Origin of the sequence: Nocardioides sp. NBC_00163 (genome assembly GCF_045206295.1) — a bacterium.
Classification (GTDB): domain Bacteria; phylum Actinomycetota; class Actinomycetes; order Propionibacteriales; family Nocardioidaceae; genus Nocardioides.
Genome location: NZ_CP108155.1, coordinates 1,316,978 through 1,343,414, shown reverse-complemented (window position 1 = coordinate 1,343,414; position 26,437 = coordinate 1,316,978). Strand labels below are relative to the sequence as shown.

Sequence of the window (26,437 nt, the reverse complement as noted above, 5' to 3'; positions counted from 1 at the left end):
CTTAGCTGCCGCAGCGGGGTCTGAGAAAGCCGGACTCCCTCGCTGCGGAGGTTCGACGTGCGCCGGCACTCGCTTCCATCTGTTGAGGATTCCGCATGACCAACCTGAGCAACTCCAGCAATCAGCAGAAGCCGTCGGGGATGCCGCACGAGCGCTATCGCGCCTTCGTGCCCGTCGACGTACCTGATCGCACCTGGCCCGCCAAGAAGATCACCAAGGCTCCGCGCTGGCTCTCCACCGACCTGCGTGACGGCAACCAGGCCCTGATCGACCCGATGACGCCGGCCCGCAAGCTGCGGATGTTCGAGCTGCTGGTCGCGATGGGCTACAAGGAGATCGAGGTCGGCTTCCCGTCGGCGTCGCAGACCGACTTCGACTTCGTGCGCAAGCTGATCGAGGACGACCGGATCCCCGATGACGTACAGATCTCGGTCCTGACCCAGGCCCGCGAGGACCTCATCTCACGCACCGCGGAGTCGATCGCCGGCGCCCCGCGCGCCACGATCCACCTCTACAACGCCACCGCCGAGCTGTTCCGCCGGGTCGTGTTCAACGTGACCCCGGCCGAGTGCATCGGGATCGCCGTGCGCGGCACCGAGCTGGTGATGAAGTACGCCGAGGAGCACGTCCCCGAGCTGATCGGCACCGAGGACTTCGGATACCAGTACAGCCCGGAGATCTTCACCCAGACCGACACCGACTACGCACTCGAGGTCTGTGAGCGGGTCTCGGACGTGTGGCAGCCGGAGGCCGGCCGGGAGATCATCCTCAACCTGCCCGCCACCGTGGAGATGTCCACCCCGAACACCTATGCCGACCAGATCGAGTACTTCGGCCGGGGCCTGACCCGCCGCGAGCACTCCGCGATCAGCCTCCACCCGCACAACGACCGCGGCACCGCGGTCGCGGCCACCGAGCTCGGCCTGATGGCCGGCGCCGACCGCGTCGAGGGCTGCCTGTTCGGCCACGGTGAGCGCACCGGCAACGTCGACCTGGTCACCCTGGGCATGAACCTCTTCTCCCAGGGCATCGACCCGCAGATCGACTTCACCGTCGGCGGCGGCATCGACGAGATCCGCCGCACGGTCGAGTACGTCACCAACATCAACGTCCACCCGCGCCACCCCTACGCCGGCGACCTGGTCTACACCGCCTTCTCCGGCTCCCACCAGGACGCCATCAAGAAGGGCCTGGAGGACCTCGACCGGATCGCCGCCGAGGCCGGCAAGCCGACCAGCGAGATCCCGTGGGAGGCGCCCTACCTGCCCATCGACCCCAAGGACGTCGGCCGCACCTACGAGGCCGTCATCCGGGTCAACAGCCAGTCCGGCAAGGGCGGCGTGGCCTACCTGCTCAAGACCGAGCACTCCCTGGACCTGCCGCGTCGCGCGCAGATCGAGTTCAGCCGCGTGGTCCAGCAGCACACCGACTCCGAGGGTGGCGAGGTCAGCCCCGAGGAGATCTGGTCGATCTTCTCCGCCGAGTACCTCGAGCGCGAGGAGCCGTACGCCCTGGAGAGCTGGTCCTCGGTGACCGACGCCGAGGGCGGCGACGAGCAGGTCGTCGACCTGCGGGTGCGCGGTGAGGAGCGCACCTACAAGGGCGTCGGCAACGGCCCGGTGGCCGCGTTCGTCGACGCGCTGAAGGATGCCGGCGCCGAGATCCGGGTCCTCGACTACGCCGAGCACGCGCTCTCCGCCGGTGGCGACGCGGCTGCGGCTGCGTACGTCGAGTGTGAGATCGCCGGCGAGATCGTGTGGGGCATCGGCATCCACGAGAACATCGTCACCGCCTCCCTGCGGGCCGTCGTCTGCGCGGCCAACCGCGCCCAGGCGGTCACGATCCCGCGCGGCTGACCTCGGCGCCGCTGCGGGGGCGACCCCGCAGCGGCGACCCGCGCAGCCCGATCACCAGGCCCAGCGCGACCACCGCCGTGCCCACCCACACCATCGGGCCGGGCACGATGCCGTTGAGGGGTACGCCGAGGGCGGCCGCGGACACGGGCACGACGCCGGTCAGCAGGCCGGCGCGGCCGGAGCCGAGGCGCTTGACCGCGGTGAACCAGAGCAGGAACGCCAGCGTGGTGACGACCGCGGCCAGGTGGAGCGCCGCGAGCAGGTCGACGGTGTCGAGCGTGGTGACGGCGGCCGGTCCCTCGGTGGCGACACCGATGACGGCCATCCCGGCGGTGGCCATCCACACCGAGTGGAACGAGACGCCGAACGCGCCCAAGCGCGGAAGGACGGGCACCGCCAGGAGCGTGAAGCCCGCCTCGCAGACCAGCACCAGGAGCGCGTAGCCGACCCCGGCCGCATCGGTCCTCCCGAAGCCCTCGACCACGACGGCCCCCGCGGTCACGACCATGGCCCCGATGATCACCGTGCGAGCCGGGAGGGTGCGGGTCGCGACCGCCGGGACGACCGCCAGCAGCATCGGGACCGCGGCGACGGCGACGCCGATCACCGCCGGCTCGGCGTGGGCGACACCGCGGACGACACCGACGTTGAAGAGCACCAGGCCGGCGGTCGCCACCCCGGCCAGCCAGAGCCACTCGCGACCTCGCGGCCGTGGCACCCGCCAGCCGGTGACCCGCGCGACGGCGAGCAGGAGGAGGGCGGCGAGGGCGTACCGGACGCTCTGAAGGGTGAAGAGCGGGGCATCGGTGATCGCGGCCGAGACGGCGACGCTGCTGCCGACGCAGACCATCCCGGCCGCGGCGAAGACGATGCCGAGCAGGGTGCCGCGGTTCGGTGCTGCTCCGCCGGCGGTATCGGGGTGTGGGAGGGCTTCGGTGGTCATGTCTACGAGGTTCGCCCGAACTTGGTCTGGCAGACAGATCCAAACCAGACGTGGCAGAGTGGACCAAATGACCGGTGCGGACTTCCTCCAGCTCGACTCGACCGGAGTGCCGCCGGGTGGGCTGGCGGCCTGGCTCACCGGTGCGCTGCGCGACGCGGTCGCCGACGGCCGGCTCGCGGTCGGGGCCCGGGTGCCGGCATCGCGCACCCTCGCCACCCAGCTCGGCGTCTCGCGCGGGGTGGTGGTCGAGGCGTACCAGCGACTCACCGACGAGGGGCTGCTCTCGGCCCGCAGCGGCGGGGGCACGCGGGTGAGCGCGGTCCCCGGAGCCGTACGCCGCCTCGGTGCCGCCACTCGGCTGCCGACTCCCGACCTGGACCTCTCCCCGGGAGTGCCCGACCTCTCGGCCTTTCCACGGGCCGCGTGGGCGAAGGCGTCGCGGGAGGTGCTCGCCGAGATCGGCAGCGCCGACCTCGGCTACGGCGACCCGCGCGGCGTGCCGGTGCTGCGGGAGGCGCTCGCGGTCTGGCTGGGCCGCACCCGCGGCCTCACGGTCTCGCCCGACGAGATCCTGGTGATCAACGGCGTCGCCCAGGGGCTCGTGCTCCTGGCGCGCTGGCTGGAGGAGCGCGGCCGGACCAGGGTCGGCTTCGAGGAGCCGGGATCGTACGGCGGCCGCGTGCACCTGCAGCGGTGGGGGATGACGACGGTCCCGGTGCCGGTGGACGGTGATGGCCTGGACGTCGCGGCGCTCGATGCCAGCGGTGTCGATGCCGTCGTGGTCACGCCCGCACACCAGTTCCCGACCGGGGTCGTGCTCTCCCCGCAGCGGCGCCGGGAGCTGGTCGAGTGGGTTCGGGCGGTGCCGCACCGGCTGGTGATCGAGGACGACTACGACGCCGAGCACCGCTACGACCGGCCGCCGGTCGCGGCCGTGAAGGTGCTCGCACCCGACCGGATCGTCCATCTCGGCAGCGTCTCCAAGACGCTCGCGCCCGCGATGCGGATCGGCTGGCTGGTCGCCCCGTCCGGCATGCAGGAGGAGCTGGTCGAGGCGCGCTACTGGCTCGATCTGGCCAGCCCGGCGCTACCCCAGATCACCCTGGCGCGGATGCTCACCTCGGGTGCCTTCGAGCGGCACCTGAGACTGGTTCGGCAGCGACACAAGGCTCGCCGCGACGCCCTGCTCGAGGCGCTCGCCGAGCACCTGCCTGCCGTTCGGGTCGGCGGCGTCGCGGCTGGACTGCACGTCCTGGCGACGCTGCCCGAGGGAGTCGACGACGCGGCTCTCGCCACGGCCGCGCTCGAGGCGGGCATCGCCGTCCACCCGTTGAGCCGGCACCGCGAGGGTGACGGTCCGCCGGGCCTGGTGATCGGCTACGCGGCGACGACCCCTGACCGCCTCCGGGAGGCGGTCAGGCGGCTGGCGCCACTGATCTCCTAGGAACTCCTAGGACTCGACGTCGTACTTCGCGCAGAGTCCCAGGCGGCTGCCGGCCATCCAGGCGGTCCGGAACGGCGCCTTGAACATCGTCGCGTCCGTCGGACAGCCGCCCAGCCCCTGGACGTTGGTCTCGCTCTGCTCGGGGTAGGTGTCGCCGGTCATCTCGAAGGTGTCGACGACGATGTAGTCGTGGGTGGTCCCGCAGCGGACGACCTTGTCGATCTTGCTGTCGATGCAGGCCCGCAGGTCGGCCGGGAACGGGTCGGGCACCGGGTCCTCGGGCAGGTCGATCATCGGCGCCCCCTGGACCGTCACCCCGACATCGCATCGTACATAGCGGTCGCCGTCGTTCCAGGTGGCCTCCGAGGGCCAGTACCAGCTCACGATGTAGGCGGTGCGGGCCAGCGTCTCGGGGTGCAGTCCGAGGCCGGTCTCCAGGCGGGTGAAGCAGGCGGCCCCGGCGGCCTCGTTGTCGTTGTAGGCCTTCACGTCGGTGGCGACGTGGAAGGTGTAGAGCGTGTGCGGCTCGGCGCAGTCCACCGGCTCCGTCTCGTCGACGAACTCGGTCGCCGCGGCGTAGTCGAGATTGCGGCACTCACCGGCCTCGGGTACGTCGCTTCCCCCATTGGTCATGAAGAAGATCAGCCCTGCGACGAGCCCGACGACCACCACCGCGGCCAGGCCACCGACCAGGAGCCCGGTGCGCTTCCGCTTCGGCGGGTGCTGCGTCGCGATGCTCGTGGGCACCGTCGTGGGCTGCTCGAAGGGCGATCCGGTCGGCGGGCCGCTGGGTGGACCGCTCGGCGGCCCGCTGGGCGGGGCTGCCGACTTCTGCCACGGCGAGGTGGGCGGGGGAGGCTGGGGCGCGGAGTGAGGCTGTGGTCCGGGGGTGACGGGGGTGCCCTTGACCGCGCTGCGGAGCCCGTCGGCGAACGAGCGCGCGTCGGGCCAGCGGTCCTCGGCCCGGGGCTCGAGTGCCCGGGCAATGGCCTGGCTGATCGGGGCCGGGAGGGGACGTACGGAACCTGCCTCGGGCACCCGGGAGGTGAGCCCGAGAGCGGGGGCGGGGGAGCGGCCGGCGAGCAGTGCCCAGGCGACCGCGCCCAGGGCTCGTACGTCGGCGCGGTGGTCGATCGGCAGTGACGGGTCGAGCTGCTCGGGCGCCATGTAGGACGGGGTGCCGATGTCGCGGGTGACCTCGTTGAGCGAGTCGAGCGAGCGGGCCACGCCGAGGTCGGCGATCATCACCCGGCGAGCGCCCGCGGTGCCGCCGGAGGTCTCGGAGGTGAGCAGCAGGTTGGCGGGCTTGATGTCGCGGTGGATCACCCCGCGAGCCTTCAACGCCATGAGTCCGTCTGCGGCCTGCGCGACGATGTCGGCGACCTCGTGCACGTCCAGGCCGCCCGGGGAGCGCTTGAGCAGGTCGGCGACCGAGCCGCCGTCGGCGTACGACATCACGAAGAAGGGGATGCCGGTGCTCGTCTGGCCGATGTCGTAGACACGCACGACATGGGGCGAGTCGACCGAGCGGAGCAGCCGTGCCTCCTGGAGGAAGCGCTTGTGGATCTCTGGGTTCGACACCCACCCGGGGGAGAGCGCCTTGACCGCGACGTGGGAGTCGAGATCGGGGTCGTAGTAGAGCCACACGGAGGCGAAAGCGCCGGCGCCGATGTGGCGGACCTGTTGTAGCCGCCCGAGACTGGTCGGGAAGGTCGCGCTCATGGCGGAATCATGCCCTGAATCCGGCCCGGTGGACTGCGGTGACACCTACTTCAGCGGGTTTCGCAAAGAAATCGAGACCTACTTGCCGAACCGCTCCTGATCCCGCTTGACCGCGGAGTGGTGGTCCGAGCCGATGTTCTCCCGCAGCTCCTTGGCGGACTCGCGGATGGCGTCGGAGATGATCTCGTGGACCCGCGGGTCGGCCAGGCCCTGGTCGACCAGGCGTAGCACCGTGTCGGCCACCAGCCGGACGACGTCGTCGTGGAAGGGGAGGTACCTCAGCTTCCCGGCTGCCTGGTCCTGACGGATGAGGTCGATGATGAGGGTGTCGATCTCGGCGCGGTTCTCCTCGATCGCGCTGGAGATGTGCCGGGTGTAGTTGCCGGTCTGGATCACCGCGATCACCTCGTCGAGCACCGCGACCGTGATCGGCTTCCGGATCGCGTTGACGATTGCGCCGGAGAACCTCCCCACCACGTACGCCGATACCCGGTCGCCGAAGGCACGGTCGGCGGCGCGCATCAGCCTGAGCAGAATGAGCACGATCCGCAGCAGCCGGAGGCTGCGGAAGGCGGGGCTGGCGGCGACGCCGAGCGGGATCATGCCGAGCAGCTCGTACCAGTACATCAGCGGGAACTTCCAGCCGAGCCCTGAGCGGCGCCAGCGCCACGCGAACTCGATGGCGAAGATGGCGCACACGACGTAGTCGGCGGTGACGACCCGGTCGTACCAGACTTGCGACACGTCCCAGAACGTCACCCACACGGCCGCCGCGACCGAGAAGATGGCAAGCACCAGCATCAGCCAGTCGACGACGGTGACCGGCGGTCCGGCGGCGGTGCCGGGCTCGCGGTCGTCGCGCGCGGGGCGGGTCGGCACGGTCGCGATGCCTGTTGAGCTCATGACCGGCACGATAGGAGACGCATCCACCAAAGGCGACGACCCACACGCCTCGTTGCCGTCATGTGGGCCATCAGTCGGTCTGTCGCTGCCGTGGTTGTCGGTGCCGCGCGGCAGAATGGGGTCGTGCCCCTCTACCGCGACGAGGCCATCGTGCTTCGCACCCACAAGCTTGGTGAGGCTGATCGCATCATCACCATGCTCACCCGCCACCACGGACGGGTGCGTGCGGTGGCGAAGGGCGTGCGGCGCACCACCTCGCGATGGGGTTCGCGGCTGGAGCCGTTCACCCACGTCGACCTGCAGTTCGCCGAGGGGCGCAACCTCGACACGATCACCCAGGCCGAGACCCTCACCCTGTTCCATGCCGGGATCGGGCTGGACTACGACCGCTACACCGCCGGCACCGCGATGCTCGAGACCGCCGACCGGCTGGTCCACGAGGAGGGCGAGCCGGCGCCGCAGCAGTATCTGCTGCTCGTCGGCGGGCTGCGGGTTCTCGCCCAGGGCGACCGGCTTCCCCGCCACGTCCTCGACTCCTACCTGCTCCGCTCGCTGGCCGTCGCCGGCTACGCGCCGAGCTTCGAGGCCTGCGCGCGCTGCGGGTTGGAGGGGCCGCACCGGTGGTTCAACGTGTCCATGGGTGGCGCGCTGTGCACGACCTGCCGGGTGCCGGGCTCGGCGACGCCCTCGCCCGAGACGCTCGGTCACCTCGGTGCGCTGCTCTCAGGTGACTGGGATACCGTCGGCGGCGCCGAGGACCGGACCAGCAGGCAGGCGAGCGGGTTGGTCGCTGCGTACCTCTCCTGGCATCTGGACCGCAACCTGCGCTCGCTGGAATACGTCGAGAGCTGAGGAACGATGGCCCACTCCCACGGCCACTCCCACGGTGGGCACGACGCCGAGGTGGAGGTCGAGGCCCTGCCGCGGCTGGTGCTGACCGTCTCGCTCGTGCTCGTGGCCGTCATCACCCTCGTCGGAGTGGCCCTGTGGTGGCCCGACCGTGCCGCGGTCGAGAAGCTCCAGGGGTCGCAGGAGTTCGTCGCCGACGGCGTCGTCTTCGAGACGGCCGAGGTGACCTCGGTCGCCGAGCCGTGCAGCGCCGAGGGCACGCCCAAGGGCTGCAACACAGCCGCCGCGACGCTCACCAGCGGACCCGACACCGGCACCGAGGTGGCGGTGGAGATCTCGACCCCGATGGCCCGCTCCGGGCTCGAGACCGGCGACGAGGTGGAGCTCTCCCGCACCGAGAAGGAGGGGGAGGCGACGTACGCCTTCTTCGACGTCAAGCGCGGGCCGCCGCTGCTCCTGCTGGTCGGCCTCTTCGTCGCGTGCGTCGTCGCCGTCGCGCGCCTGCGCGGGCTGATGGCGGTGCTCGGTCTGGGGTTCGCGGGAGCGGTGGTGTGGCTGTTCCTGCTGCCCGCGCTGCTCTCTGGCGAGCCCGCGGCGTGGGTCGCGCTGGTCTCCTCGGTGCTGATCCTCTACGTGGTGCTCTACACGACCCACGGGTTCTCGGTGCGTACCTCGGTGGCGCTCGCCGGCACCCTCGCCGGGGTCGCGGTGACCGCGCTGATCGGCACCTTCGCGATCGGCGCCAGCCGGCTCAGCGGGCTGGGCTCGGAGAGCGGCCAGACGCTCTCCTCGCTCGACGCCGCGCTCGACCTGCAGACCCTGCTGGTCGCTGCGGTGATCATCGCCGGCCTCGGCGCGCTCAACGACGTCACCATCACCCAGGCCTCCGCGGTGTGGGAGCTGCGTGCCGCCGGCCCGGACACCTCACGCTGGGACGTCTTCCGCGGCGCGATGCGGATCGGCCGCGACCACGTCGCCTCGACCATCTACACGATCGTGTTCGCCTACGTCGGCAGCGCGCTGACCCTGCTGCTGGTGATCCAGCTCTACGACCGCACGTTCCTCTCGCTGCTGACGACCGAGCAGATGGCCGGCGAGATCGTCGCCACCATGGCCGCGGGCATCGGGGTCGTCCTGGCGATGCCGATCACCACGATCATCGGCGCGCTGACCGTCCCCGGTCCGACCGGGCGGCCGGAGGAGATGGAGTACGACGCGCCTCGGCGCCAGATGGTCCCGCCCAGGCCGCAGCCTCCCGGGCCGCAGCCGCCTCCTGGCTATCGCCCGACTAGGGTTGCACCTCGTGAGCAAGCCGGTCCGTACCCCAACACCCCACCCGTCCGGGGCTACCCCGCCCCCGGTCCCCAAGGACCTCGTCCCGCACCACGTGGCGATCATCATGGACGGCAACGGCCGATGGGCCAAGGAGCGTGGCCTCCCCCGGACCAAGGGCCACGAAGAGGGTGAGTCCTCGCTCTTCGACGTCGTCGAAGGAGCCATCGAGATCGGCGTGAAGGCCATCTCCGCCTACGCGTTCTCCACCGAGAACTGGTCGCGCTCGCCCGACGAGGTGAAGTTCCTGATGGGCTTCAACCGCGACGTCATCCGCCGCCGCCGCGACGAGATGAACGAGCTCGGGGTCCGGGTGCGTTGGGCCGGTCGCGCGCCGCGGCTGTGGAAGTCCGTCATCAACGAGCTGAAGATCGCCGAGGAGATGACGAAGGACAACACCGTCTGCACGCTGACGATGTGCGTCAACTACGGCGGTCGCGCCGAGCTCACCGACGCCGTGCGGCGGATGGGGGAGGACGTACGCGCCGGGAAGCTGCGTCCGGAGAAGATCACCGAGAAGACCTTCGAGCGCTACCTCTACGTCCCCGACCTCCCCGACGCCGACCTCATCTGGCGCACCTCCGGTGAGCAGCGGCTGTCCAACTACATGCTCTGGCAGGCGGCTTATTCCGAGTTTGTCTTCACCGACGTGCTGTGGCCCGACGTCGACCGTCGCCACCTGTGGCACGCCATCGAGACGTACGCCTCCCGGGACCGCCGCTACGGCGGCGCGCTGCCGAACCCGGTCCAGCTCTAACGGCAGTCGGTGCAGGTGCCGAAGATCTCCAGGGTGTGGGAGACGTCGGTGAAGCCGTTGTCCTCGGCCATGGTCTTGGTCCAGCGCTCGACGGCAGGGCCCTCGACCTCGACGGTGCGGCCGCACTGACGGCAGACCAGGTGATGGTGATGCGTGTCGGAGCAGCGACGATAGATCGTCTCGCCGTCCTCGGAGCGCATCGCGTCCACCGCGCCGGCCTCGGCCAGCGCGGTCAGCGTGCGGTAGACCGTTGCCAGGCCGACGGTGCCATCGAGACGGGAGTGGATCTCCTGGGCCGAGTGGAAGCCGTCGTACGTCCGTAGCGCCTCGGCCACGGCGAGCCGCTGCTTGGTGGGGCGCAGAGCTCCGGCAGTGTCAGCCGCCGAAGGTTCAGTGCTCGTCATAGTGCTCTCCCTCCGCGCCGACGTGCGCCGCGTGCCGGTGGCCGTCGTGGATGTAGTCGACGTGGTCGCCGTGCTCGACCGCTACGTGACCGCACTTCTCTCCGTGGTGGTGCGGGTGTTCCTCGTCGACCGGCTTCTCCACGGGCGCGGTCTCAGGGAACGGCGCCACCAGCGCCCGACGGCGGCGTAGCCACGCGCCGATCGGCCAGACCAGGAAGAACCCGGCCAGCGCGACCAGCACGATGCTGGGGCCGGGCTGGACGTTGGCGCCGGTGCGGGAGAGCGCGGCTGCCAGCCCGAGGCCGCCCACCGAGGCGACCAGGCCGGCGCCCATCGCGCCGAGCAGGGTCATCCGGAACGACCGGGTCAGCTGCTGCACGATCGCGACCGGTACGACCATGAGAGCGGAGACGAGCAGCAGCCCGACGGTGCGCATCGCGATCACCACGCTCAGGGCAGCGAGCACGGCGACGAGGATGGAGTAGAACCGCACCGGCAGCCCGGCGACCTTCGCGTAGTCGGCGTCCTGGGAGACCGCGAACAGCTGCGGCGAGAGGCCGACGCAGATCACGATCAGCACGACCGCGAGGGCCATCGTCACGAGCAGGTCGTCGACCGAGATGGTCAGGATCGAGCCGAAGAGGAACTCCTGGAGCCGGGAGGCGCCGGTGCCGGCGAGCCCGGTGACGAAGACGCCGCCGGCGAGCCCGCCGTAGAAGAGCATCGCCAGGGCGACGTCACCTTCGGCGTGGCCGCGCTCGCGCACGATCTCGATGACCACGGCGCCGGCGATGGCCACGACCACCGCGGCCCAGGTCGGTGAGGTCTGGGTCCACAGGCCGATCGCGACGCCGGTGACGGCGACGTGACCGATGCCGTCGCCCATCAGCGCCAGTCGTCGCTGCACGATGTAGGTGCCGACCGCCGGCGCGGCGATCCCGACGAGGAACGCCGCGATCAGGGCCCGCTGCATGAACGGCACCGAGAAGAGCTCGAGGAGAGTCATCAGAGCTCCTTGAGTGGGGTCGGGACGGCGGCGTTCGGCTTGGGGGTCGAAGCGTCGTCGCAGTGGACGTGCCCGGCGTCGAAGCCCTGGGCGTGGACGTCAGCATCGGAGAGGGGAGGGCCGTCGTACGCCTTGCGCCCGTCGCGCATGACGACGGCGCGGTCGACCAGTAGAGCCAGCGGCCCGAGCTCGTGGGCGACCAGCACGATCGTGGCGCCGTCTTCCTTGAGCCGGCCGAGGGCCCCGGCCAGCGCGTGCTGGTTGGGCAGGTCGACGCCGGCGGTGGGCTCGTCGAGCAGCAGCAGCTCGGGACGGCCGGCGAGCGCCCGCGCGATCAGCACCCGCTGGTGCTGACCGCCGGAGAGCTGGGCGACCCCGCGGTGGGCGTACGCATCCATCCCGACCACCTCGAGCGCCGCCCGGATCGCGGCCCGGTCGGCGCTGCGCAGCGGCCGCAGCAGCTTGCGGTGGGTGAGCCGGCCGGAGGCGACGACCTCCCAGACCGAAGCGGGTACGCCGCCGGTGGCGGTGCTTCGCTGCGGCACGTAGCCGACCCGCGACCAGTCGTGGAAACCGGCCAGGGGGCGGCCGAACAGCTCCAGGCGGCCGGCCGAGAGCGGGTTGAGGCCGACCAGCGTGCGTACGAGCGTCGACTTGCCGGAGCCGTTGGCGCCCATCAGCGCGACGAACTCACCGCGCTTGACGGTCAGGTCCACCTCGCGAAGGACGGGACGTCCGGACAGGGCGACATCCCCGTGCAGGAGCTGCACGGGGACATCGGCGGGGACGGTGCTGTTTCCGGTCCCTGATCTGGTCACTGACAACCGTTGGCCGCCTTCAGGGCGTCGAGGTTCTGGCGCATGAGGGAAAGGTAGTCCTCTCCCTCGGTGTCTGCCGAGAGGCCCTCGATCGGGTCGAGCACGGCGGTCTTCAGACCGAGGTCGTCGGCGAGGGTGTCGGCGAGCGCGGTGCTGACCAGACGCTCGGAGAAGATCGTGGTCACGCCGTGCTCCTTGGCGTGCTCGCCGATCTCGGCGAGCTGGGCCGGGTTGGGCTCGGCGTCGGGGGTCAGGCCGGCGATCGACTCGAACTCCAGGCCGTACTTGTCCAGGTAGGCGAAGGCGTCATGGGAGACCACGACGTCCTTGATCTTGCACTGGGCCAGACCGGTCTTGAACTCCTCGTCGACCTTCGTCAGGTCCTCGGTCAGCGCCTTCGCGTTGGCCTCGTAGGTCTCGGCGTTGTCGGGGTCGGCCTCGACCAGAGCGTCGCGTACGCCCTCGGCGTACTGCGCCATCAGCAGCGGGTCGTGCCAGAAGTGCGGATCGGTCTCGCCGTGGGCGTGCTCGTCCTCGGCGTGCTCGTCCTCGTGACCTTCCTCGTCGCCATCCTCGTCGCCATCCTCGGCCTTGCGGAGCTCGACGACCTTCTCGACGTCGACGACCTCACCCTTGACATCCTGCTCGACCGCGTCGTCGACGGCCGGCTGGAAGCCGTGCTCGGTGAGGATCAGGTCGGCGCTCTGCAGCGCCGCGGTCTGGTTGATGCTGAGCTCGAGGTCGTGCGGCTCGACGCCCGGCTTGGTGAGGGGCGTGACCTCGGCGAGGTCACCCGCTACCCGCTCCGCGACGAACTCCAGCGGGTAGAACGCGGCCGCGACCTGGACCTTCCCCGAGTCGGATCCGGAGGCGGAGGAACCGGAGTCGTCGGAGAGGGCGGCACAGCCCGAGGTGAGCAGGAGTGCGCCGGCGGCGAGGAGGCCAGCGGAGCGGGTAGTGGGGGTCATGAGAACCATTCTCAGACTAGTTGAGAATGGTTGTCAATTCCTTCCGGGATGCCGAACAGCAGGGGTACGCCGGTGACGCGGGGGAGGTCGATGCGGTTGCACCGCTCGGCGAGCCCCGGATCGCTCGGCCAGGAGCCGATGATCAGCCCGTCGGGCTCGTGCCCGCGAGCGCGCAGCGCGGCCACGGTCAGCTCGGTGTGGTTGAGGGTGCCCAGGCCGGCCGCGGTGACGACGACGAACGAGGTGGGTACGCCCCCGGCGAGCAGGGCGTCGGCCAGGTCCAGGAGCGTGCCGCCGTCGGTGTCCAGGCGCACCAGCAGACCACCTGCGCCTTCGACGAGCACGAGGTCGTTCTCGCTGGTCAGGGCCGAGATCGTCGGAGCGTACGCAGCGACCGGCGGGATCTCCACCCCGGCCCGCCGGGCGGCGGTGTCGGGTGCGAGCGGCTCCTCCAGAGTGGTGAGCTCGTGGACCTCGATCCCGGTCAGCCGGTGGATCTCGGCGGCGTCGCAGTCGCCGTCGGCGGTCCCGGTCTGCACCGGCTTCACGACCGCGACCTTCTCGCCGTTCGTACGCGCCCGGGCGGCCAGCGTCGCCGTCGCGACGGTCTTGCCGACGCCCGTGTTGGTGCCGGTGACGATCACGACCCGCCCGCTCGTCCCGCTCATCTGACCTCACCCACGATCGCGTCGATGGCCTTGGCGGCCCGCTTCCACTCCTCGTCGGTGACGCCCGCGCCGGCGGTGACCCGCAGTCGGGAGACCCCGTCGGGGACCGACGGCGGGCGGAAGCAGCCGACGCGTACGCCCTCGCTGAGCAGGGCCGCCTGCGCGGAGACCGCAGCCTCGGGCGACGGCATCGGCACCGACAGCACCGCGCCGGCGGGGGCAGGGATCCCGAGGGTCCGAGCCAGCTCGGTGACGCGAGCGCGGATGGTGCCGGCGAGCTCCGGGCGAGCGCGCGCGACCCGTGCAGCGGCCAGGGCCGCGGCGGCGGAGGCGGGGGCCAGCCCGGTGTCGAAGATGAACGGGCGGGCGGTGTTGACCAGATGGTCGAGGACCGCTCGCGGCCCCAGGACGGCTCCGCCTTGGCTGCCCAGGCTCTTGGAGAGCGTCGCGGTGACGAGCACATCGGGTCGCCCGGCAAGCCCGTGGCCGTGGACGAGCCCCGGCCCGTGCACGCCGACGCCGTGAGCCTCGTCGACGACGAGCAGCGCGCCGTGCTCCGCGCAGACCTCGGCCAGCTCCGTCAACGGTGCCTCGTCGCCGAGGACGGAGTAGACGGACTCGGCCAGCACGAGGCTGCGTACGCCGGGACGCGCGGCGAGCGCCGCCCGGACCGCCGCCACGTCGTTGTGCGGCACGACCGTCAGCTGGGCTCGGGAGAGCCGTACCGCGTCGATCAGGGAGGCATGGATGTGTGCGTCGGAGACGACGTGGGCGGTCCGGTCGGCCAGTGCGCCGACGACCGAGAGGTTGGCGTGGTAGCCGGTCGAGAACGTCAGCGCGCCCGGCTGGCCGAGCCAGTCGGCGAGCTCGGCCTCCAGCTCGCCGTGCAGGGTCAAGGTGCCCGTGACCAGCCGAGACGCACCCGCGCCACCGCCCCAGAGCATCGCCGCCTCGGCCGCGGCACGGCGTACGTCCGGATGGCCGGACAGGCCCAGATAGTCGTTGCCGGCCAGGTCGACGACGCTGTCATCGGGCCCACGCGGCCGCAGCCGCCGGGTCAGCCCGGCCGCCTCTCTTGCGGCAGCTGCTTCCTCCAGCCAGTTCTGCCAACCCATGTCAGGCCACCTCCGCGGCCGCGGCGACGGCCCGGCAGATGCGGGCGAGGTCGTCCTGGTCGGTGATGTAGGGAGGCATCGTGTAGATCAGGTCGCGGAACGGCCGGATCCAGACGCCTTCGCGCAGCGCGGCGTCGGTCGCCTTGGCGACATCGACCGGATGGTCGAGCTGGACCACGCCGACGGCGCCGAGGACGCGGACCTGGCTGACACCGGGGGCGGCGGTCAGCGGGGAGAGGCCCGTCGAGAGAGCGGCGGAGACCCGGCGTACGTCCTGCTCCCAGCCGCGGGCGGCCAGCAGGTCGAGCGAGGCCAGCGCCACCGCGCAGGCGAGCGGGTTGCCCATGAAGGTCGGCCCGTGCATGAGTACGCCCGACTCGCTCCGGGAGATCGCGTGCGCGACCTCGGTGGTGGTCAGCACGGCGGCGAGGGTCATGTAGCCGCCGGTGAGCGCCTTGCCGAGACAGAGGATGTCGGGGGTGACCAGCGAGGACACGAAGAGGTCGCCGGTGCGGCCGAGGCCGGTGGCGATCTCGTCGAAGATCAGCACCAGTCCGTGCTCGTCGGCGATCTCGCGGAGCACGACCAGACACTGGTCGTCGTAGACCCACATCCCGCCCGCGCCCTGGAGCCGCGGCTCGACGATGATCCCGGCGAGCTCGTGAGCGTGGGCCTCGGCAACCAGGCGTACGCCCTCGGCCCACGCCTCCACGTCACCGCCCGGCGCCGGCGGGCGCTCGGCGAAGACCTGCGGTGCGAGCATCTCGGTGAACATCGAGTGCATCCCGCCGACCGGGTCGCACGTGCTCATGCACCCGAAGGTGTCGCCGTGGTAGCCGCCGCGCACGGTCATCAGGCGCGTACGCTCCGGCCGCCCACGGCCGCGCTGGCTCTGCAGCGCCATCTTGATCGCCACCTCGACGCTCACCGACCCGGAGTCGGCGAGGAAGACGTGCTGCAGGGGGTCCGGGGTGATCGAGACGAGCCGCTCGGCGAGATCGATCGCCGGGGCGTGGGTCAGGCCGCCGAACATCACGTGCGCCATCCGGCCGGCCTGCTCGGCGAGCGCGGAGTCCAGCTCGGGCACCCGGTAGCCGTGGACCGCAGACCACCACGACGACATCGCGTCGACGACCTCGAGGCGCTCGCCGCCGTCGTCGAGGTGGAGGCGTACGCCCTCGGCGCCGGTGACGAGCCGCACCGGCGCCGGGTCGGTCATCGAGGTGTAGGGGTGCCAGATGTGCTCGCGGTCGAAGGCGAGCAGATCGTGGCCCCGATCGACGCCTCGATCAAGCATTGGCAGCGACATCGGTCCCCGCTCCGCGGCGCCGGATCACCGGGCCGTCCTGCTCGTCGTGGCCACCACAGGCTCCGCCAGAGGCACTGCCACAGCCGTCGCCACAGCTGCTGCCACAGCCACCGCTCGCGACGCGCCCGGCGGCCTTGGTGCGGTGCTCCTCGATGAGCTCGTCGAAGGCGCTCTCGTCCATGCCGAGGATGATGAACCCGTTGTCACGCAGCATCTCCAGGTCGGCCAGCGCGTCCTGACCCTCGGAGGTCAGGTAGTCGCCGAGGAAGATCGAGTTGGCGACCTGCAGCGCCGTCGCCTGCAGCGAGCGCAGGTGCATCTCGCGCCCGCCCGCGATCCGGATCTCCTTGTCCGGGCAGACGAAGCGCGCCATCGCCAGGATCTTCACGCAGCGGGTGGGGGAGAGCTCCCAGGTGTTCTCGTACGGCGTCCCGTCGAACGGCATCAGGAAGTTCACCGGGATCGAGTCGGCGTCGAGCTCCTTGAGCGCGAAGAGGGCCTCGACGAGCTGCTCGTCGGTCTCGCCCAGGCCCGCGATGAGGCCGGAGCACGGCGAGAGGCCGGCGTCCTTGGCCTTCCCGATCGTGTCGACGCGGTCCTCGTAGGTGTGGGTCTGGACGATGTTGTCGTGGTTGGACTCGGCGGTGTTGATGTTGTGGTTGTACGCATCCACCCCGGCGGCCTTGAGCCGCTCGGCCTGGCCACCCTTGAGCAGTCCGAGACAGGCGCAGACCTCGACGCCCTCGTGCGCATCCTTCAGCGCGGAGGTCATCTCGACGACCTTGTCGATGTCGCGCTCGGAGGGTCCGCGGCCCGAGGAGACCATGCAGACGCGGGTGGCGCCACCACGCAGCCCGGCGCCGGCCTGCTCGAGGGTCTCGTCCTTGGAGAGCCAGGAGTACTTCAGGACCGGCGCCTGCGAGCCGAGCGCCTGGCTGCAGTAGTTGCAGTTCTCCGGGCAGAGGCCGGACTTGAGGTTGACCAGGTAGTTCACCTTCACGGTGTTGTCGAAGTGCTCGCGCCGCAGCCGCCCCGCCGCGGCGACGACGCCCATCAGCTCCGCGTCGGGCGTACGCAGCACGGCCACCGCGTCCTCCGCGGTGGCGGCCCCGCCGGACAGGATCCGGTCGGCTAGCTGGTCGAAGGCTGTCGTCATGCGGGAGTCTCCTCGGGATGGCTACCTGAACAACGTTCAGTTGAACGGTGTTCAGGTTAGGTTGTGCCGGGCCGTACCGCAACGTCGCCGTCCATCTGATCGGCATAGGATCGGCTGGTGTACACCGAGACGATCCCCGGACTGGTCCTGATCGAGCACGAGATCGAGGTGCCCCTCGACCATCGCGGCGGTGGGCCGGAGACGCTGACCGTCTTCGCCCGCGAGGTGCGTCGTCCGGGCGATCGCGAGGACCGCGACGCGCTGCTCTTCCTCCAAGGCGGCCCGGGCGGAGAGAGCCCACGCCCGATCGACCTCCCGATGGCGCCGGGGTGGCTCGAGCGGGCGCTGGAGGACTATCGGCTGATCCTCCTCGACCAGCGGGGGACCGGACGGTCGACACCGCTCACCGCGATGACCGGGACGAGCCCGCAGGAGCAGGCCGACTACCTGGCCCATTTCCGTGCCGACTCGATCGTCGAGGACGCCGAGCTCCTCCGCGCCCACCTCGGGATCGAGCGCTGGTCCCTCCTGGGCCAGTCCTTCGGCGGCTTCTGCTCGCTGCGCTACCTCTCGGCCCATCCCGAGTCGTTGCGCGAGGTGATGTTCACCGGGGGAGTGCCGCCGGTCGGCCTGCCCGTCGACGAGATCTACGCCGCGACCTTCGCCCGCACCATCGAGCTCACCGAGCGCCACTACGGCCGCTTCCCTGGCGACCGCGACCGGATGCGGGCGCTGGTCGAGCGCTGCGACGCCGGCGAGATCCGGCTCCCGCACGGCGGCCTGCTCTCCGCCCGCCAGGCGCGTTCGATCGGCAGCCTGCTCGGGATGACCGGCGGTTCCGAGCGGATCCACTACCTCCTCGAGCGCGACCCGGCCGGACTCGGCTTCGGCCACGAGGTCGCGTCGCTGCTGCCCTTCAGCGGCCACTCGCCGCTCTACGTACTCGTCCACGAGGCCTGCTACGCCGATGCCCAGGCCACCCGCTGGGCCTCCGCGCGCGTCCAGCCCGCGGCGTACGAGGACCCGACCCTCTTCACCGCCGAGCACCTCTTCCCGTGGCACCTGACCGAGGACCCGCTGCTGGCTCCCTTCGCCGAGACCGCGGACCTGCTGGCCGAGCGCGAGTGGCCGAGCCTCTACGACCCGTCGGTGCTGGCATCCGTCGACGTCCCGTGCGCCGCGGCGGTCTACTACGACGACCCGTACGTCCTGCGCGAGCACTCCCTCGCCACCGCCGACCTGGTCCCCACCCTCCGCCCGTGGGTCACCAACGCCCACCTCCACAACGGTGTCCAGGTCGCCCCCGAGGAGGTCCTCGACCGCCTCATCGGGATGGTCCGCGGGCGCGTCTGACGACGGTTCGTCAACGAAGGGTCAACATCTGAGGCCGCGCGCGGCGGTGCCGGGCATCATGAGCGCATGAGTTTGCCCGTGACCGCCGTTCGCACCGCATCCTTCGTCGTCACCATGGTGCTCGTCGGGCTCGCCTACCCGGTGCTCGCCGGGTTGGTCTACGTCGGTCTCCTGGTCGCCTCCGTGACCGGCGACCAGGGGATGGGCGGACCGCTCGCGGGGCCGGTGCTCGTCCTTCTCGGCGCTGCCGTCGGGGCGCTCTGTGTGGCCATCGCCGCGCCCGCAGCGCTCGCGGCGCGTGTCGTGGGCGGCCTCAAGGGAGTCTTGGCCGGCTCCGCGGTGCTGGTGTTCCTCACCGCAGGAACCACCTGGCTGGCCTGGCTCCTCTTCGACCTGTCCGGGAGCCCGGCGGTCACCGCCGCAGTGCTGGTCCTCGCCGCGGCTCCCGCGGTGCTCCTCCTCGCCCTCTCCGACGCCGTCGCCGGGTTGATCACCGGCCGGCGCCTTCGGACTCGGCCCGTTGCCGCCGAAGCCTGAGCCGACCTGAGAGACTCTGGTTCCTGTGAGCATCGAGGTAGTGGCGTACGACCCGTCCTGGCAGGACCGGTTCGAGAAAGTTGCCGCGGCGCTGAGCGGTGCGCTGGCTGACGGTCCGACGGCTGCCGTCGAGCACGTCGGTTCGACCTCGGTGCCGGGCCTCGCCGCGAAGCCCATCCTCGACATCGACGTGATCGTCGCGCCGGAGGACGTCCCCGCCGCGGTCGCGGCGCTCGTACGCATCGGCTACGTCCACCGCGGCGATCTCGGCGTCGCCGGCCGCGAGGCGTTCTTCGCCCCCGACGAGGATCCGAGACGCCACGTCTACGTCTGCGCCGCGGGGACACTCAACGTACGCAACCATCTCGCCGTCCGCGATGTCCTGCGCCGCCGTGACGACCTTCGCGACGAGTACGCAGCGGTGAAGCTCGCCCTGGCCGCCGAACCGGACCTGGACATCGACACCTACATCGCCCGCAAGTCCGACGTGATCCAGAAGGTCCTCGCCGCCTCCGACCTGACCGACGCCGAGCGCGGCCAGATCCTCTCCCTCAACGACCCGAGCCGCTGATGCTCCCAACCCATGTCGGCGTGGTGATGGACGGCAACCGCCGCTGGGCGAAGAAGGCAGGTTTCGCGAACCCGGGCGCCGGCCACGACGTCGGCGCCGACCATGTCGAGGACCTGCTGGGCTGGTGCACCCGGTGGCGGATCGACCACCTCACCTCCTACGTCCTCTCCGCCGACAACATCCGGAAGCGCCCGAAGTCGCAGGTCGGCCACCTGTTCGGCATCCTCGCCGACAAGCTCCCGCAGACAGTCGTACGCAGCCACCGCTGGGCCCTCCACGTCTCCGGCGACCTCTCCCTGCTGCCCGACGACGCCGCCGAGGCGTTGCGCGCGGCCGAGCGGGAGACCGCCGACCGCCCGGCCCACCTGACGATGGCGATCGGCTACGACCCGCACGGCGACATCGTCGAAGGCATCCGCCGCGCGATCGCCGCGGGCGTCACGGAGATCGACGAGCGGGCGATCACGGCAGCGCTGCCCGGCGGCCCGGTCAAGGAGATCGACCTCGTCATCCGCACCAGCGGCGAGCAGCGCCTCTCCGGCTTCTTCCCCTGGCAGACCTCGAACGCCGAGATCATCGTCAGCGAGAAGCTCTGGCCCGACTTCACCGAGCACGACTTCGCCGAGGCACTTGGGCTCTACGCCGCGAGACGATCGGGCGGCTAGGTCACAGCTGCAGCGCGTACGCCGCCATCCGGTACGCCACGGCGACGCCGTCAGGGTCGTGGGACGAGTCGCTCTGGAGGACGGACTCGGCGTGGGCGCGGATGCTCTGCGAGGGATCCTCGGTGAGGAGGTCCTGGCAGAGGCCGTCGACGACACCGCGGGCGTCGTGCTCGTCGAGGCCCTCGAGGACGTTGCCGAGGTCGAGCAGCATCGCGGCCTCGGCGAAGATCTCCTGGAGGGTCTCCAGGTCGGCCTCGGTCCCCGGGCGCGCCGCGGCCTCCTCGGCCAGGCCGAGAACGGGGCGGAGGCGAGGGTCGAGGTCGGAGGCGCTCATGGGTCGAGTCTGATCCGAGCGAGGCGCAGGCTCAACCGGGTTTCACCCCGGCAAGGTCAGCGATCGAGATCGTCGAGGTTCAGCCCCATCGGTGACTGGCCGGGGATCTCGCCGGAGGCGACCACAGCCTTGGCCAGCGGCCGCAGCAGCGCGATGAGCTCGTCGATCTCGGCAGGCTCCAGGGTCGCGTACGCCGTGGCAGCAAGCGCGTCGGTCCTCGACTCGATCTCGGCCTTGGTCTCCCGGCCGGCGTCGGTGAGGGAGCGGCCGTCGTCGGTGACGAGCCCGCGGGACTGCAGCCCGGAGACGAGGGAGTCCCACTCGGTCTCGTGGATGTTGCGGGAGGTGGCGTAGACCGACGGGGAGGTGCCGTTGGCGAGGGCGTGGAAGACGTGCGACTCGCGGCCACCGATCCCGGCGGCGAGCAGGGCGGCGACGTGGCCGTCGCCGCGGTGCTCCCGCAGCAGCGTCGCCGAATCCCACAGGAGGGTCATCGGGTCCTCGGAGACGGGGAGCGAGCGCAGCGCGGCGTACAGGGCCCGTCCCTCCGGCGGAGCGCCGAGAGCGGCTCGCGAAACGAGCGAGGCAGCCCGGATCAGGTCGTCGGAATCGGCGAGCGGGCCGAGGTGACGGCGGAGCGCGGCGACGGCACCGGTGCGGCGGGCCTCGTCCGCAGCCTCGGGCGAAGCGTACGTCCAAGCGTCGGGAAGCGCCCGGGACACGTGTGAGAACGCGAAGTTGTAGAACACGGCATGGACGACCTCGGCCGGAACAGCGCCCAGCGGGGCGGACCGGGCAGCGAAGTAGCCCATCCAGTAGCCGCGGTAGCCGGCCTCCTTGAGGAGGGCGATCGGTTCGGGTGAGAAGTAGCCCACCGCATGGATCGGCTCGAGCAGCTTCCACAGACGACGCGCGTTCGACTCCATGCCCAGCGACGCTATCGGCAGAAGCCCGAGCGGCCGAGCGAATTGGCCCCACGGGCGGCGTACATAACAAGATGACACCACGGATAGGATTTCCCTGTCGCTGTAGACATCCCCCTCAACACCAGGCCCGGCAGCCGGCCGGGCTCACCTCGAGCAGAGAGCATTCATCGTGGCAAAGCCGCCAGCATCGACCCTTGACCTCGTCGTCTCCCTCGCCAAGCGGCGCGGATTCGTCTTCCCCAGCGGCGAGATCTACGGCGGCACCCGGAGTGCCTGGGACTACGGCCCCCTCGGTGTCGAGCTCAAGGAGAACATCAAGCGCCAGTGGTGGAAGGCGATGGTCCAGCAGCGCGACGACGTCGTCGGCCTCGACTCGAGCATCATCCTGCCGCGCCAGACCTGGGTCGCCTCCGGTCACGTCGAGACCTTCAACGACCCGCTGGTCGAGTGCCAGTCGTGCCACAAGCGCTACCGCTTCGACCACCTCCAGGAGGAGTACGCGGAGAAGAAGGGCATCGAGGACCCCGACACCGTCGTCATCAACGAGGTCGTCGCCTGCCCGAACTGCGGCACCCGTGGCGCCTGGACCGAGCCGCGTGAGTTCTCCGGCATGCTCAAGACCCACCTCGGTGTCCTCGAGGACGAGTCGGGCCTGCACTACCTGCGTCCCGAGACCGCGCAGGGCATCTTCGTCAACTTCGCCAACGTGGTCACCTCGACCCGCCAGAAGCCCCCGTTCGGCATCGCCCAGACCGGCAAGAGCTTCCGCAACGAGATCACGCCGGGCAACTTCATCTTCCGCACCCGCGAGTTCGAGCAGATGGAGATGGAGTTCTTCGTCAAGCCGGGCGAGGACGAGGAGTGGCACCAGTACTGGATCGACGAGCGCACCCGGTGGTACACCGACCTCGGCATCAACCCCGACAACCTGCGCCACTACGAGCACGCCCAGGAGAAGCTGAGCCACTACTCCAAGCGCACCGTCGACATCGAGTACCGCTTCAACTTCCCCGGTAGCGAGTGGGGCGAGCTCGAGGGCGTCGCCAACCGCACCGACTTCGACCTCGGCACCCACATGAAGCACTCCGGCCAGGACCTGCAGTACTTCGACCAGGCCAACAACGAGCGCTACCTGCCCTACGTCATCGAGCCCGCGGCCGGTCTGACCCGCGCCCTGATGACCTTCCTCGTCGACGCGTACGCCGAGGAGGAGGCCCCCAACGCCAAGGGCGGTGTCGACAAGCGGGTCGTGCTCCGTCTCGACCACCGGGTCGCGCCGGTCAAGATCGCCGTGCTTCCGCTCAGCCGCAACGAGGCGCTCTCGCCGAAGGCGAAGGCGCTCTCGGCCGAGCTGCGTGCCAACTGGGCCGTCGACTTCGACGACTCCCAGTCGATCGGCAAGCGCTACCGCCGCCAGGACGAGATCGGCACGCCGTACTGCGTCACCGTCGACTTCGACACCCTCGAGGACAACGCGGTCACCATCCGCGAGCGCGACACCATGAAGCAGGAGCGGATCCCGCTCGAGGGCGTGAGCCGCTACTTCGCCGAGCGTCTGATCGGCGCCTGAGGCAGTACTTCACCGCCGGGCCGTTACCACCTCGTAAACCTTGCAGGGGGCGTCCTGCTGCGCGATCTGGAGAAGCGTGCGGCAGGATGTCCCCATGCAACGAGCGGGGTCCGTACTCGCCGCATCCGTCACGGGTGCGGTCATGGCCATGTCAGTGATGGGGTGCAGCGGCACCGCGCCGAGGACGAACGCGCCCAAGCCGTCCGAGAGTGCATCCGCCTCGGCCTCCGCGTCACCCTCGGCGTCGGCCTCGCCCTCTGCCGGGGCGCTCACTGAGCCCGGTGCCGACCGCGAGCTGGGTGAGACCGCGACCGTCGAGTGGACGCCCAAGGAGGGTGTCGACGCCAAGCTCTCGATCACCGTCACCAAGCTCGAGTCGACCTCCTACAAGCAGACCTTCTCCGGCTGGAAGCTCGACGAGGCGACGCTGGCCCGCGCTCCCTACTTCGTACGCGCCACCGTCAAGAACGACGGCAAGGCCGACCTCGGTGGCTACGACGTACCGCTGTGGGGTCTCGACGACCGGGGCAGCCTGGTCGAGGCGGCCGCGTTCAAGGAGCCGTTCAAGCCCTGTGACGGTAAGACGTTCCCCAAGCCGTTCGCGCCCGGCGCCAGCGTCAACGCCTGCCTGGTCATGCTCGTCCCCGACCAGGGCAAGCTCGTCGGCGTGAGCTTCCGGCCCTATGAGGAGTTCGACCCGATCACCTGGGAGAGCGAGCCGACGCCGTACGTGGCGCCCAAGCCCTCCGGATCGCCGTCCGCCTCGCCGACCCCTTAGATTTCGTACGCTTCGAGGTTGGCCGGACAATAGAGAGCATGTCCTTACCTGGCCCTCTGAAGTTCGGCAGCCTGACCGTCGACACCCCTGTGGTGCTCGCGCCGATGGCCGGTGTCACCAACGCCGCCTTCCGGCGCCTGTGTGCCGAGCAGGGCGCCGGCCTCTACGTCTGCGAGATGATCACCTCCCGCGGCCTGGTGGAGGGTGACCAGCACACCAGGGACATGCTCGTCTTCGACGAGGCCGAGACCGTACGCAGCGTGCAGCTCTACGGCACCGACCCGGTCTACGTCGGCAAGGCGACCGAGATCCTCTGCGCCGACTACGGCGTGGCGCACGTCGACCTCAACTTCGGCTGCCCGGTGCCCAAGGTGACGCGCAAGGGCGGCGGGGGAGCGCTTCCCTACAAGCGCGGTCTGCTCGGCGAGATCCTGGAGCATGCCGTACGCGCGGCGGAGCCCTACGGCGTACCGGTGACGATGAAGACCCGCAAGGGCATCGACGACGCCCACCTGACCTACATGGACGCCGGCCGGATCGCCCAGGAGAGCGGCGCCGCCGCGATCGCGCTGCACGGGCGTACGGTCGCCCAGGCGTACTCCGGCACCGCCGACTGGGACGCGATCGCCGAGCTCAAGGCCTCGGTCGACATCCCGGTGCTCGGCAACGGCGACCTCTGGGAGGCGGCCGACGCGATCCGGATGGTCGAGGAGACCGGTGTCGACGGTGTCGTCATCGGCCGCGGCTGCCTCGGACGCCCCTGGCTCTTCCGCGACCTCGCGGCCGCATTCGCCGGTGAGACGGTCAATGTTCTGCCGAATCTCGGCGAAGTGACCGACATCATGCGGCGCCATGCCGAGCTGCTCTGCGAGCACATGGGGGAGGAGCGTGGCTGCAAGGAGATCCGCAAGCACATCGCGTGGTACCTCAAGGGCTTCGGCGCCGGTGGTGAGCTGCGCCGGACCCTCGGCCTGGTGAACAGCCTCCAGGACCTTGACGAGATGCTCGCCAAGCTCGACCGGAACGAGCCTTTCCCCTCGTCACAGCTGGGTGCGCCCCGTGGGCGCCAGGGTGCGCCGCGGGACAAGGTGGTCCTTCCGGAGGGGTGGCTCGACGACGCCGACGGACGCGGCTGCGGGTTCGCCGAGAACGTGTCGGAGACCTCCGGCGGCTGAGGCTCCAGGGCCCGTTCGGATGGGTCCTGAGGGGCGTTTTCAGCCTTCGGAATCAGTCGCTCGACAGGTACAAAACTACGCAAAAACTCGGTAAGGGAATTGGAATACCCCCTGTCGTGTGTGTTGTACTCATTGCCGTGCCGAGCCCCCACCAGCACAACCCTCGACGGGTTTCATCCGTTGAAACCGTGGGAAAAACTCGGGCACAGACCATGTAGTCGAGCAAAGGATTGCGTGTGGCCGGCAGCCACAGAGGCGACACTCGGGCCGTCCGTAAGACCAAATCCATAGTTGTCAGCGCAGGGGTCGCGGTTCTCGCGACAGGCGCCGCAGTCGGCGCTGGAGCCGCTTTCGCGGAGCCAACCTCCACCCTGATCGCTAAGAACGCAGGCGCATCCGTCTCCTCGTCCAAGGCCAACGTGCCGAGCACTCGTGACGACGCGCGCGTCGCCGGCGACCGTCGCGAGACCGTCGTCAGCCGTGACGGAGGCGACCGCGAGTCGGTCTCCTCGGTCGAGACGCTGACCAAGGGACCCGAGCAGGTCGAGACCGGCACGGCCAAGGCGGTCAAGCGCTGGACCGAGGAGACGCTCAACCTCTGGTCCGCCTACGGCAAGCACGCCACCCAGTCCGGTGAGATCGAGGCCGGCGAGCTGGTCTACGCGACCGGCCGCACCGAGTCCGGCCGCGACGAGATCCTCGTCGACGGCGAGGTCGCCTGGGTGACCACCGGTCACCTCGTCGACGAGAAGCCCGAGGAGACCGGTGTCGCAGCCGGCGTCAGCACGGCCGCATGCGGTGACCCCTCGGTCGAGAGCGGTCTGGTCTCCGACGCGGTCACCGTCTACCGCGCGGTCTGCAACGCCTTCCCCGAGGTCGAGTCCATGACCGTCGGCGGTTGGGACGGTCACGGTGAGCACTCCTCGGGCAAGGCGCTCGACTTCATGCTCTCCGACAAGGCGCTCGGCGACTCGATCGCCGCCTACCTGCAGCAGCACGCAGCGGAGCTCAACCTCTACGACATCATCTGGTACCAGCGGATCTGGACGCCGGTGCGTGCCTCGGAGGGGTGGCGCTACATGGAGGACCGCGGGTCCGCCACCGCCAACCACTACGACCACGTGCACGTCTCCACGAACTGACGCGACAACTGACGCGACTGGTCTCGACGACAGGTCGGCCCGGGCTCTCGAAGCCCGGGCCGACCTGCGTTTTCGGTCGGTCGGAAGATCAACAACTTCGCAAAAGTCTCCGACCCATCGTGGGATACCCCCGCAG

At 70.4% G+C, this 26,437-nt stretch carries 25 protein-coding genes and 1 pseudogene; 13 read left to right on the top strand and 13 right to left on the bottom strand.

Annotated features, from left to right (window positions below):
- The first annotated feature begins 95 nt into the window (after positions 1–95).
- A complete protein-coding gene (gene leuA / locus OG801_RS06435; RefSeq protein ID WP_406034568.1) occupies positions 96–1,856 on the top strand; it encodes a 2-isopropylmalate synthase in 1,761 nt (586 codons plus the stop codon).
- On the opposite strand, the gene OG801_RS06430 is transcribed toward leuA, so the two are convergent.
- Positions 1,837–2,799, bottom strand: coding sequence for a DMT family transporter (locus OG801_RS06430; RefSeq protein WP_355018163.1), 963 nt, complete (start codon positions 2,797–2,799; stop codon positions 1,837–1,839). The genes leuA and OG801_RS06430 overlap by 20 nt on opposite strands.
- Before the next feature lie 67 nt (positions 2,800–2,866).
- On the opposite strand from OG801_RS06430, the gene OG801_RS06425 reads away from it, so the two are divergent.
- Positions 2,867–4,243 carry a PLP-dependent aminotransferase family protein gene (locus OG801_RS06425; protein ID WP_406034566.1) on the top strand — a complete coding sequence of 459 codons (1,377 nt, stop codon included), beginning with the start codon at positions 2,867–2,869 and terminating at the stop codon, positions 4,241–4,243.
- A 6-nt stretch (positions 4,244–4,249) separates the two neighbouring features.
- Here OG801_RS06425 and OG801_RS06420 read toward each other — a convergent pair whose 3' ends face one another.
- Positions 4,250–5,965 carry a protein kinase domain-containing protein gene (locus tag OG801_RS06420; protein ID WP_406034564.1) on the bottom strand — a complete coding sequence of 572 codons (1,716 nt, stop codon included), beginning with the start codon at positions 5,963–5,965 and terminating at the stop codon, positions 4,250–4,252.
- Positions 5,966–6,043: 78 nt separating this feature from the next.
- On the bottom strand, positions 6,044–6,868 hold the full coding sequence (locus OG801_RS06415; RefSeq protein ID WP_406034562.1) for an ion transporter: 825 nt from the start codon (positions 6,866–6,868) through the stop codon (positions 6,044–6,046).
- A 123-nt stretch (positions 6,869–6,991) separates the two neighbouring features.
- Here OG801_RS06415 and recO point away from each other — a divergent pair, with 123 nt between their 5' ends.
- The 3 genes and pseudogenes from recO to OG801_RS06400 all read left to right on the top strand — a co-directional run bounded on the left by recO (position 6,992) and on the right by OG801_RS06400 (position 9,806).
- Complete coding sequence (recO, locus tag OG801_RS06410) at positions 6,992–7,720, top strand: DNA repair protein RecO (protein WP_355018167.1); 729 nt, start codon at positions 6,992–6,994, stop codon at positions 7,718–7,720.
- A gap of 6 nt (positions 7,721–7,726) precedes the next feature.
- Positions 7,727–8,824, top strand: a pseudogene (locus OG801_RS06405) (YibE/F family protein); the annotation flags it as partial.
- Between the two features lie 187 nt (positions 8,825–9,011).
- Positions 9,012–9,806 (top strand): isoprenyl transferase, encoded by a 795-nt coding sequence (locus OG801_RS06400; RefSeq protein WP_350664605.1) that lies wholly within the window; start codon positions 9,012–9,014, stop codon positions 9,804–9,806.
- On the opposite strand, the gene OG801_RS06395 is transcribed toward OG801_RS06400, so the two are convergent.
- From OG801_RS06395 to bioB, 8 genes are read right to left on the bottom strand one after another with little or no spacing between them, the layout of a single operon-like run.
- Positions 9,803–10,210, bottom strand: a complete 408-nt coding sequence (locus OG801_RS06395; RefSeq protein ID WP_406034560.1) for a Fur family transcriptional regulator — start codon at positions 10,208–10,210, stop codon at positions 9,803–9,805. The two genes, OG801_RS06400 and OG801_RS06395, sit on opposite strands and share 4 nt — an antisense overlap.
- Complete coding sequence (locus OG801_RS06390; RefSeq protein WP_355018169.1) at positions 10,197–11,216, bottom strand: metal ABC transporter permease; 1,020 nt, start codon at positions 11,214–11,216, stop codon at positions 10,197–10,199. Before OG801_RS06390 ends, OG801_RS06395 begins: the two co-directional genes overlap by 14 nt.
- Positions 11,216–12,034 carry a metal ABC transporter ATP-binding protein gene (locus OG801_RS06385; protein ID WP_406034558.1) on the bottom strand — a complete coding sequence of 273 codons (819 nt, stop codon included), beginning with the start codon at positions 12,032–12,034 and terminating at the stop codon, positions 11,216–11,218. The genes OG801_RS06390 and OG801_RS06385 overlap by 1 nt, the downstream gene beginning before the upstream one ends.
- Positions 12,031–13,002, bottom strand: a complete 972-nt coding sequence (locus OG801_RS06380; RefSeq protein WP_406034557.1) for a metal ABC transporter substrate-binding protein — start codon at positions 13,000–13,002, stop codon at positions 12,031–12,033. Before OG801_RS06380 ends, OG801_RS06385 begins: the two co-directional genes overlap by 4 nt.
- A gap of 11 nt (positions 13,003–13,013) precedes the next feature.
- The gene (gene bioD / locus OG801_RS06375; protein WP_406034555.1) at positions 13,014–13,670 is read right to left on the bottom strand and encodes a dethiobiotin synthase; all 657 of its coding nucleotides are present in this window, start codon (positions 13,668–13,670) and stop codon (positions 13,014–13,016) included.
- On the bottom strand, positions 13,667–14,785 hold the full coding sequence (locus OG801_RS06370) for an 8-amino-7-oxononanoate synthase (protein WP_406034553.1): 1,119 nt from the start codon (positions 14,783–14,785) through the stop codon (positions 13,667–13,669). The genes bioD and OG801_RS06370 overlap by 4 nt, the downstream gene beginning before the upstream one ends.
- A gap of 1 nt (position 14,786) precedes the next feature.
- The gene (bioA, locus tag OG801_RS06365) at positions 14,787–16,082 is read right to left on the bottom strand and encodes an adenosylmethionine--8-amino-7-oxononanoate transaminase (RefSeq protein ID WP_406034551.1); all 1,296 of its coding nucleotides are present in this window, start codon (positions 16,080–16,082) and stop codon (positions 14,787–14,789) included.
- Positions 16,075–17,250 (bottom strand): biotin synthase BioB, encoded by a 1,176-nt coding sequence (bioB, locus tag OG801_RS06360; RefSeq protein ID WP_406034549.1) that lies wholly within the window; start codon positions 17,248–17,250, stop codon positions 16,075–16,077. The genes bioA and bioB overlap by 8 nt, the downstream gene beginning before the upstream one ends.
- Before the next feature lie 117 nt (positions 17,251–17,367).
- Here bioB and OG801_RS06355 point away from each other — a divergent pair, with 117 nt between their 5' ends.
- From OG801_RS06355 to uppS, 4 genes are all read left to right on the top strand, one after another.
- Positions 17,368–18,603, top strand: coding sequence for an alpha/beta fold hydrolase (locus OG801_RS06355; RefSeq protein WP_406034547.1), 1,236 nt, complete (start codon positions 17,368–17,370; stop codon positions 18,601–18,603).
- Positions 18,604–18,669: 66 nt separating this feature from the next.
- Positions 18,670–19,140, top strand: coding sequence for a hypothetical protein (locus OG801_RS06350; protein WP_406034546.1), 471 nt, complete (start codon positions 18,670–18,672; stop codon positions 19,138–19,140).
- A 25-nt stretch (positions 19,141–19,165) separates the two neighbouring features.
- Positions 19,166–19,711, top strand: coding sequence for a GrpB family protein (locus OG801_RS06345; protein WP_355018178.1), 546 nt, complete (start codon positions 19,166–19,168; stop codon positions 19,709–19,711).
- The gene (gene uppS, locus OG801_RS06340) at positions 19,711–20,376 is read left to right on the top strand and encodes a polyprenyl diphosphate synthase (protein ID WP_406034544.1); all 666 of its coding nucleotides are present in this window, start codon (positions 19,711–19,713) and stop codon (positions 20,374–20,376) included. Before OG801_RS06345 ends, uppS begins: the two co-directional genes overlap by 1 nt.
- 1 nt (position 20,377) lies before the next feature.
- Here uppS and OG801_RS06335 read toward each other — a convergent pair whose 3' ends face one another.
- Both OG801_RS06335 and OG801_RS06330 read right to left on the bottom strand, forming a co-directional pair.
- Positions 20,378–20,710 (bottom strand): hypothetical protein, encoded by a 333-nt coding sequence (locus OG801_RS06335; RefSeq protein WP_355018180.1) that lies wholly within the window; start codon positions 20,708–20,710, stop codon positions 20,378–20,380.
- A 56-nt stretch (positions 20,711–20,766) separates the two neighbouring features.
- Complete coding sequence (locus tag OG801_RS06330; RefSeq protein WP_406034541.1) at positions 20,767–21,636, bottom strand: SCO6745 family protein; 870 nt, start codon at positions 21,634–21,636, stop codon at positions 20,767–20,769.
- Between the two features lie 169 nt (positions 21,637–21,805).
- Here OG801_RS06330 and OG801_RS06325 point away from each other — a divergent pair, with 169 nt between their 5' ends.
- The 4 genes from OG801_RS06325 (at position 21,806) to OG801_RS06310 (ending at position 26,301) form a co-directional block, all read left to right on the top strand.
- Positions 21,806–23,206 carry a glycine--tRNA ligase gene (locus OG801_RS06325; protein ID WP_091048619.1) on the top strand — a complete coding sequence of 467 codons (1,401 nt, stop codon included), beginning with the start codon at positions 21,806–21,808 and terminating at the stop codon, positions 23,204–23,206.
- A 94-nt stretch (positions 23,207–23,300) separates the two neighbouring features.
- Complete coding sequence (locus OG801_RS06320) at positions 23,301–23,984, top strand: hypothetical protein (protein WP_406034539.1); 684 nt, start codon at positions 23,301–23,303, stop codon at positions 23,982–23,984.
- Positions 23,985–24,022: 38 nt separating this feature from the next.
- Positions 24,023–25,159 carry a tRNA dihydrouridine synthase DusB gene (dusB, locus tag OG801_RS06315; RefSeq protein WP_406034538.1) on the top strand — a complete coding sequence of 379 codons (1,137 nt, stop codon included), beginning with the start codon at positions 24,023–24,025 and terminating at the stop codon, positions 25,157–25,159.
- 419 nt (positions 25,160–25,578) lie between these two features.
- Entirely contained in the window at positions 25,579–26,301 is a 723-nt protein-coding gene (locus tag OG801_RS06310; RefSeq protein ID WP_355018184.1) for a mucin-2 protein, read from the top strand.
- Positions 26,302–26,437 lie beyond the last annotated feature (136 nt).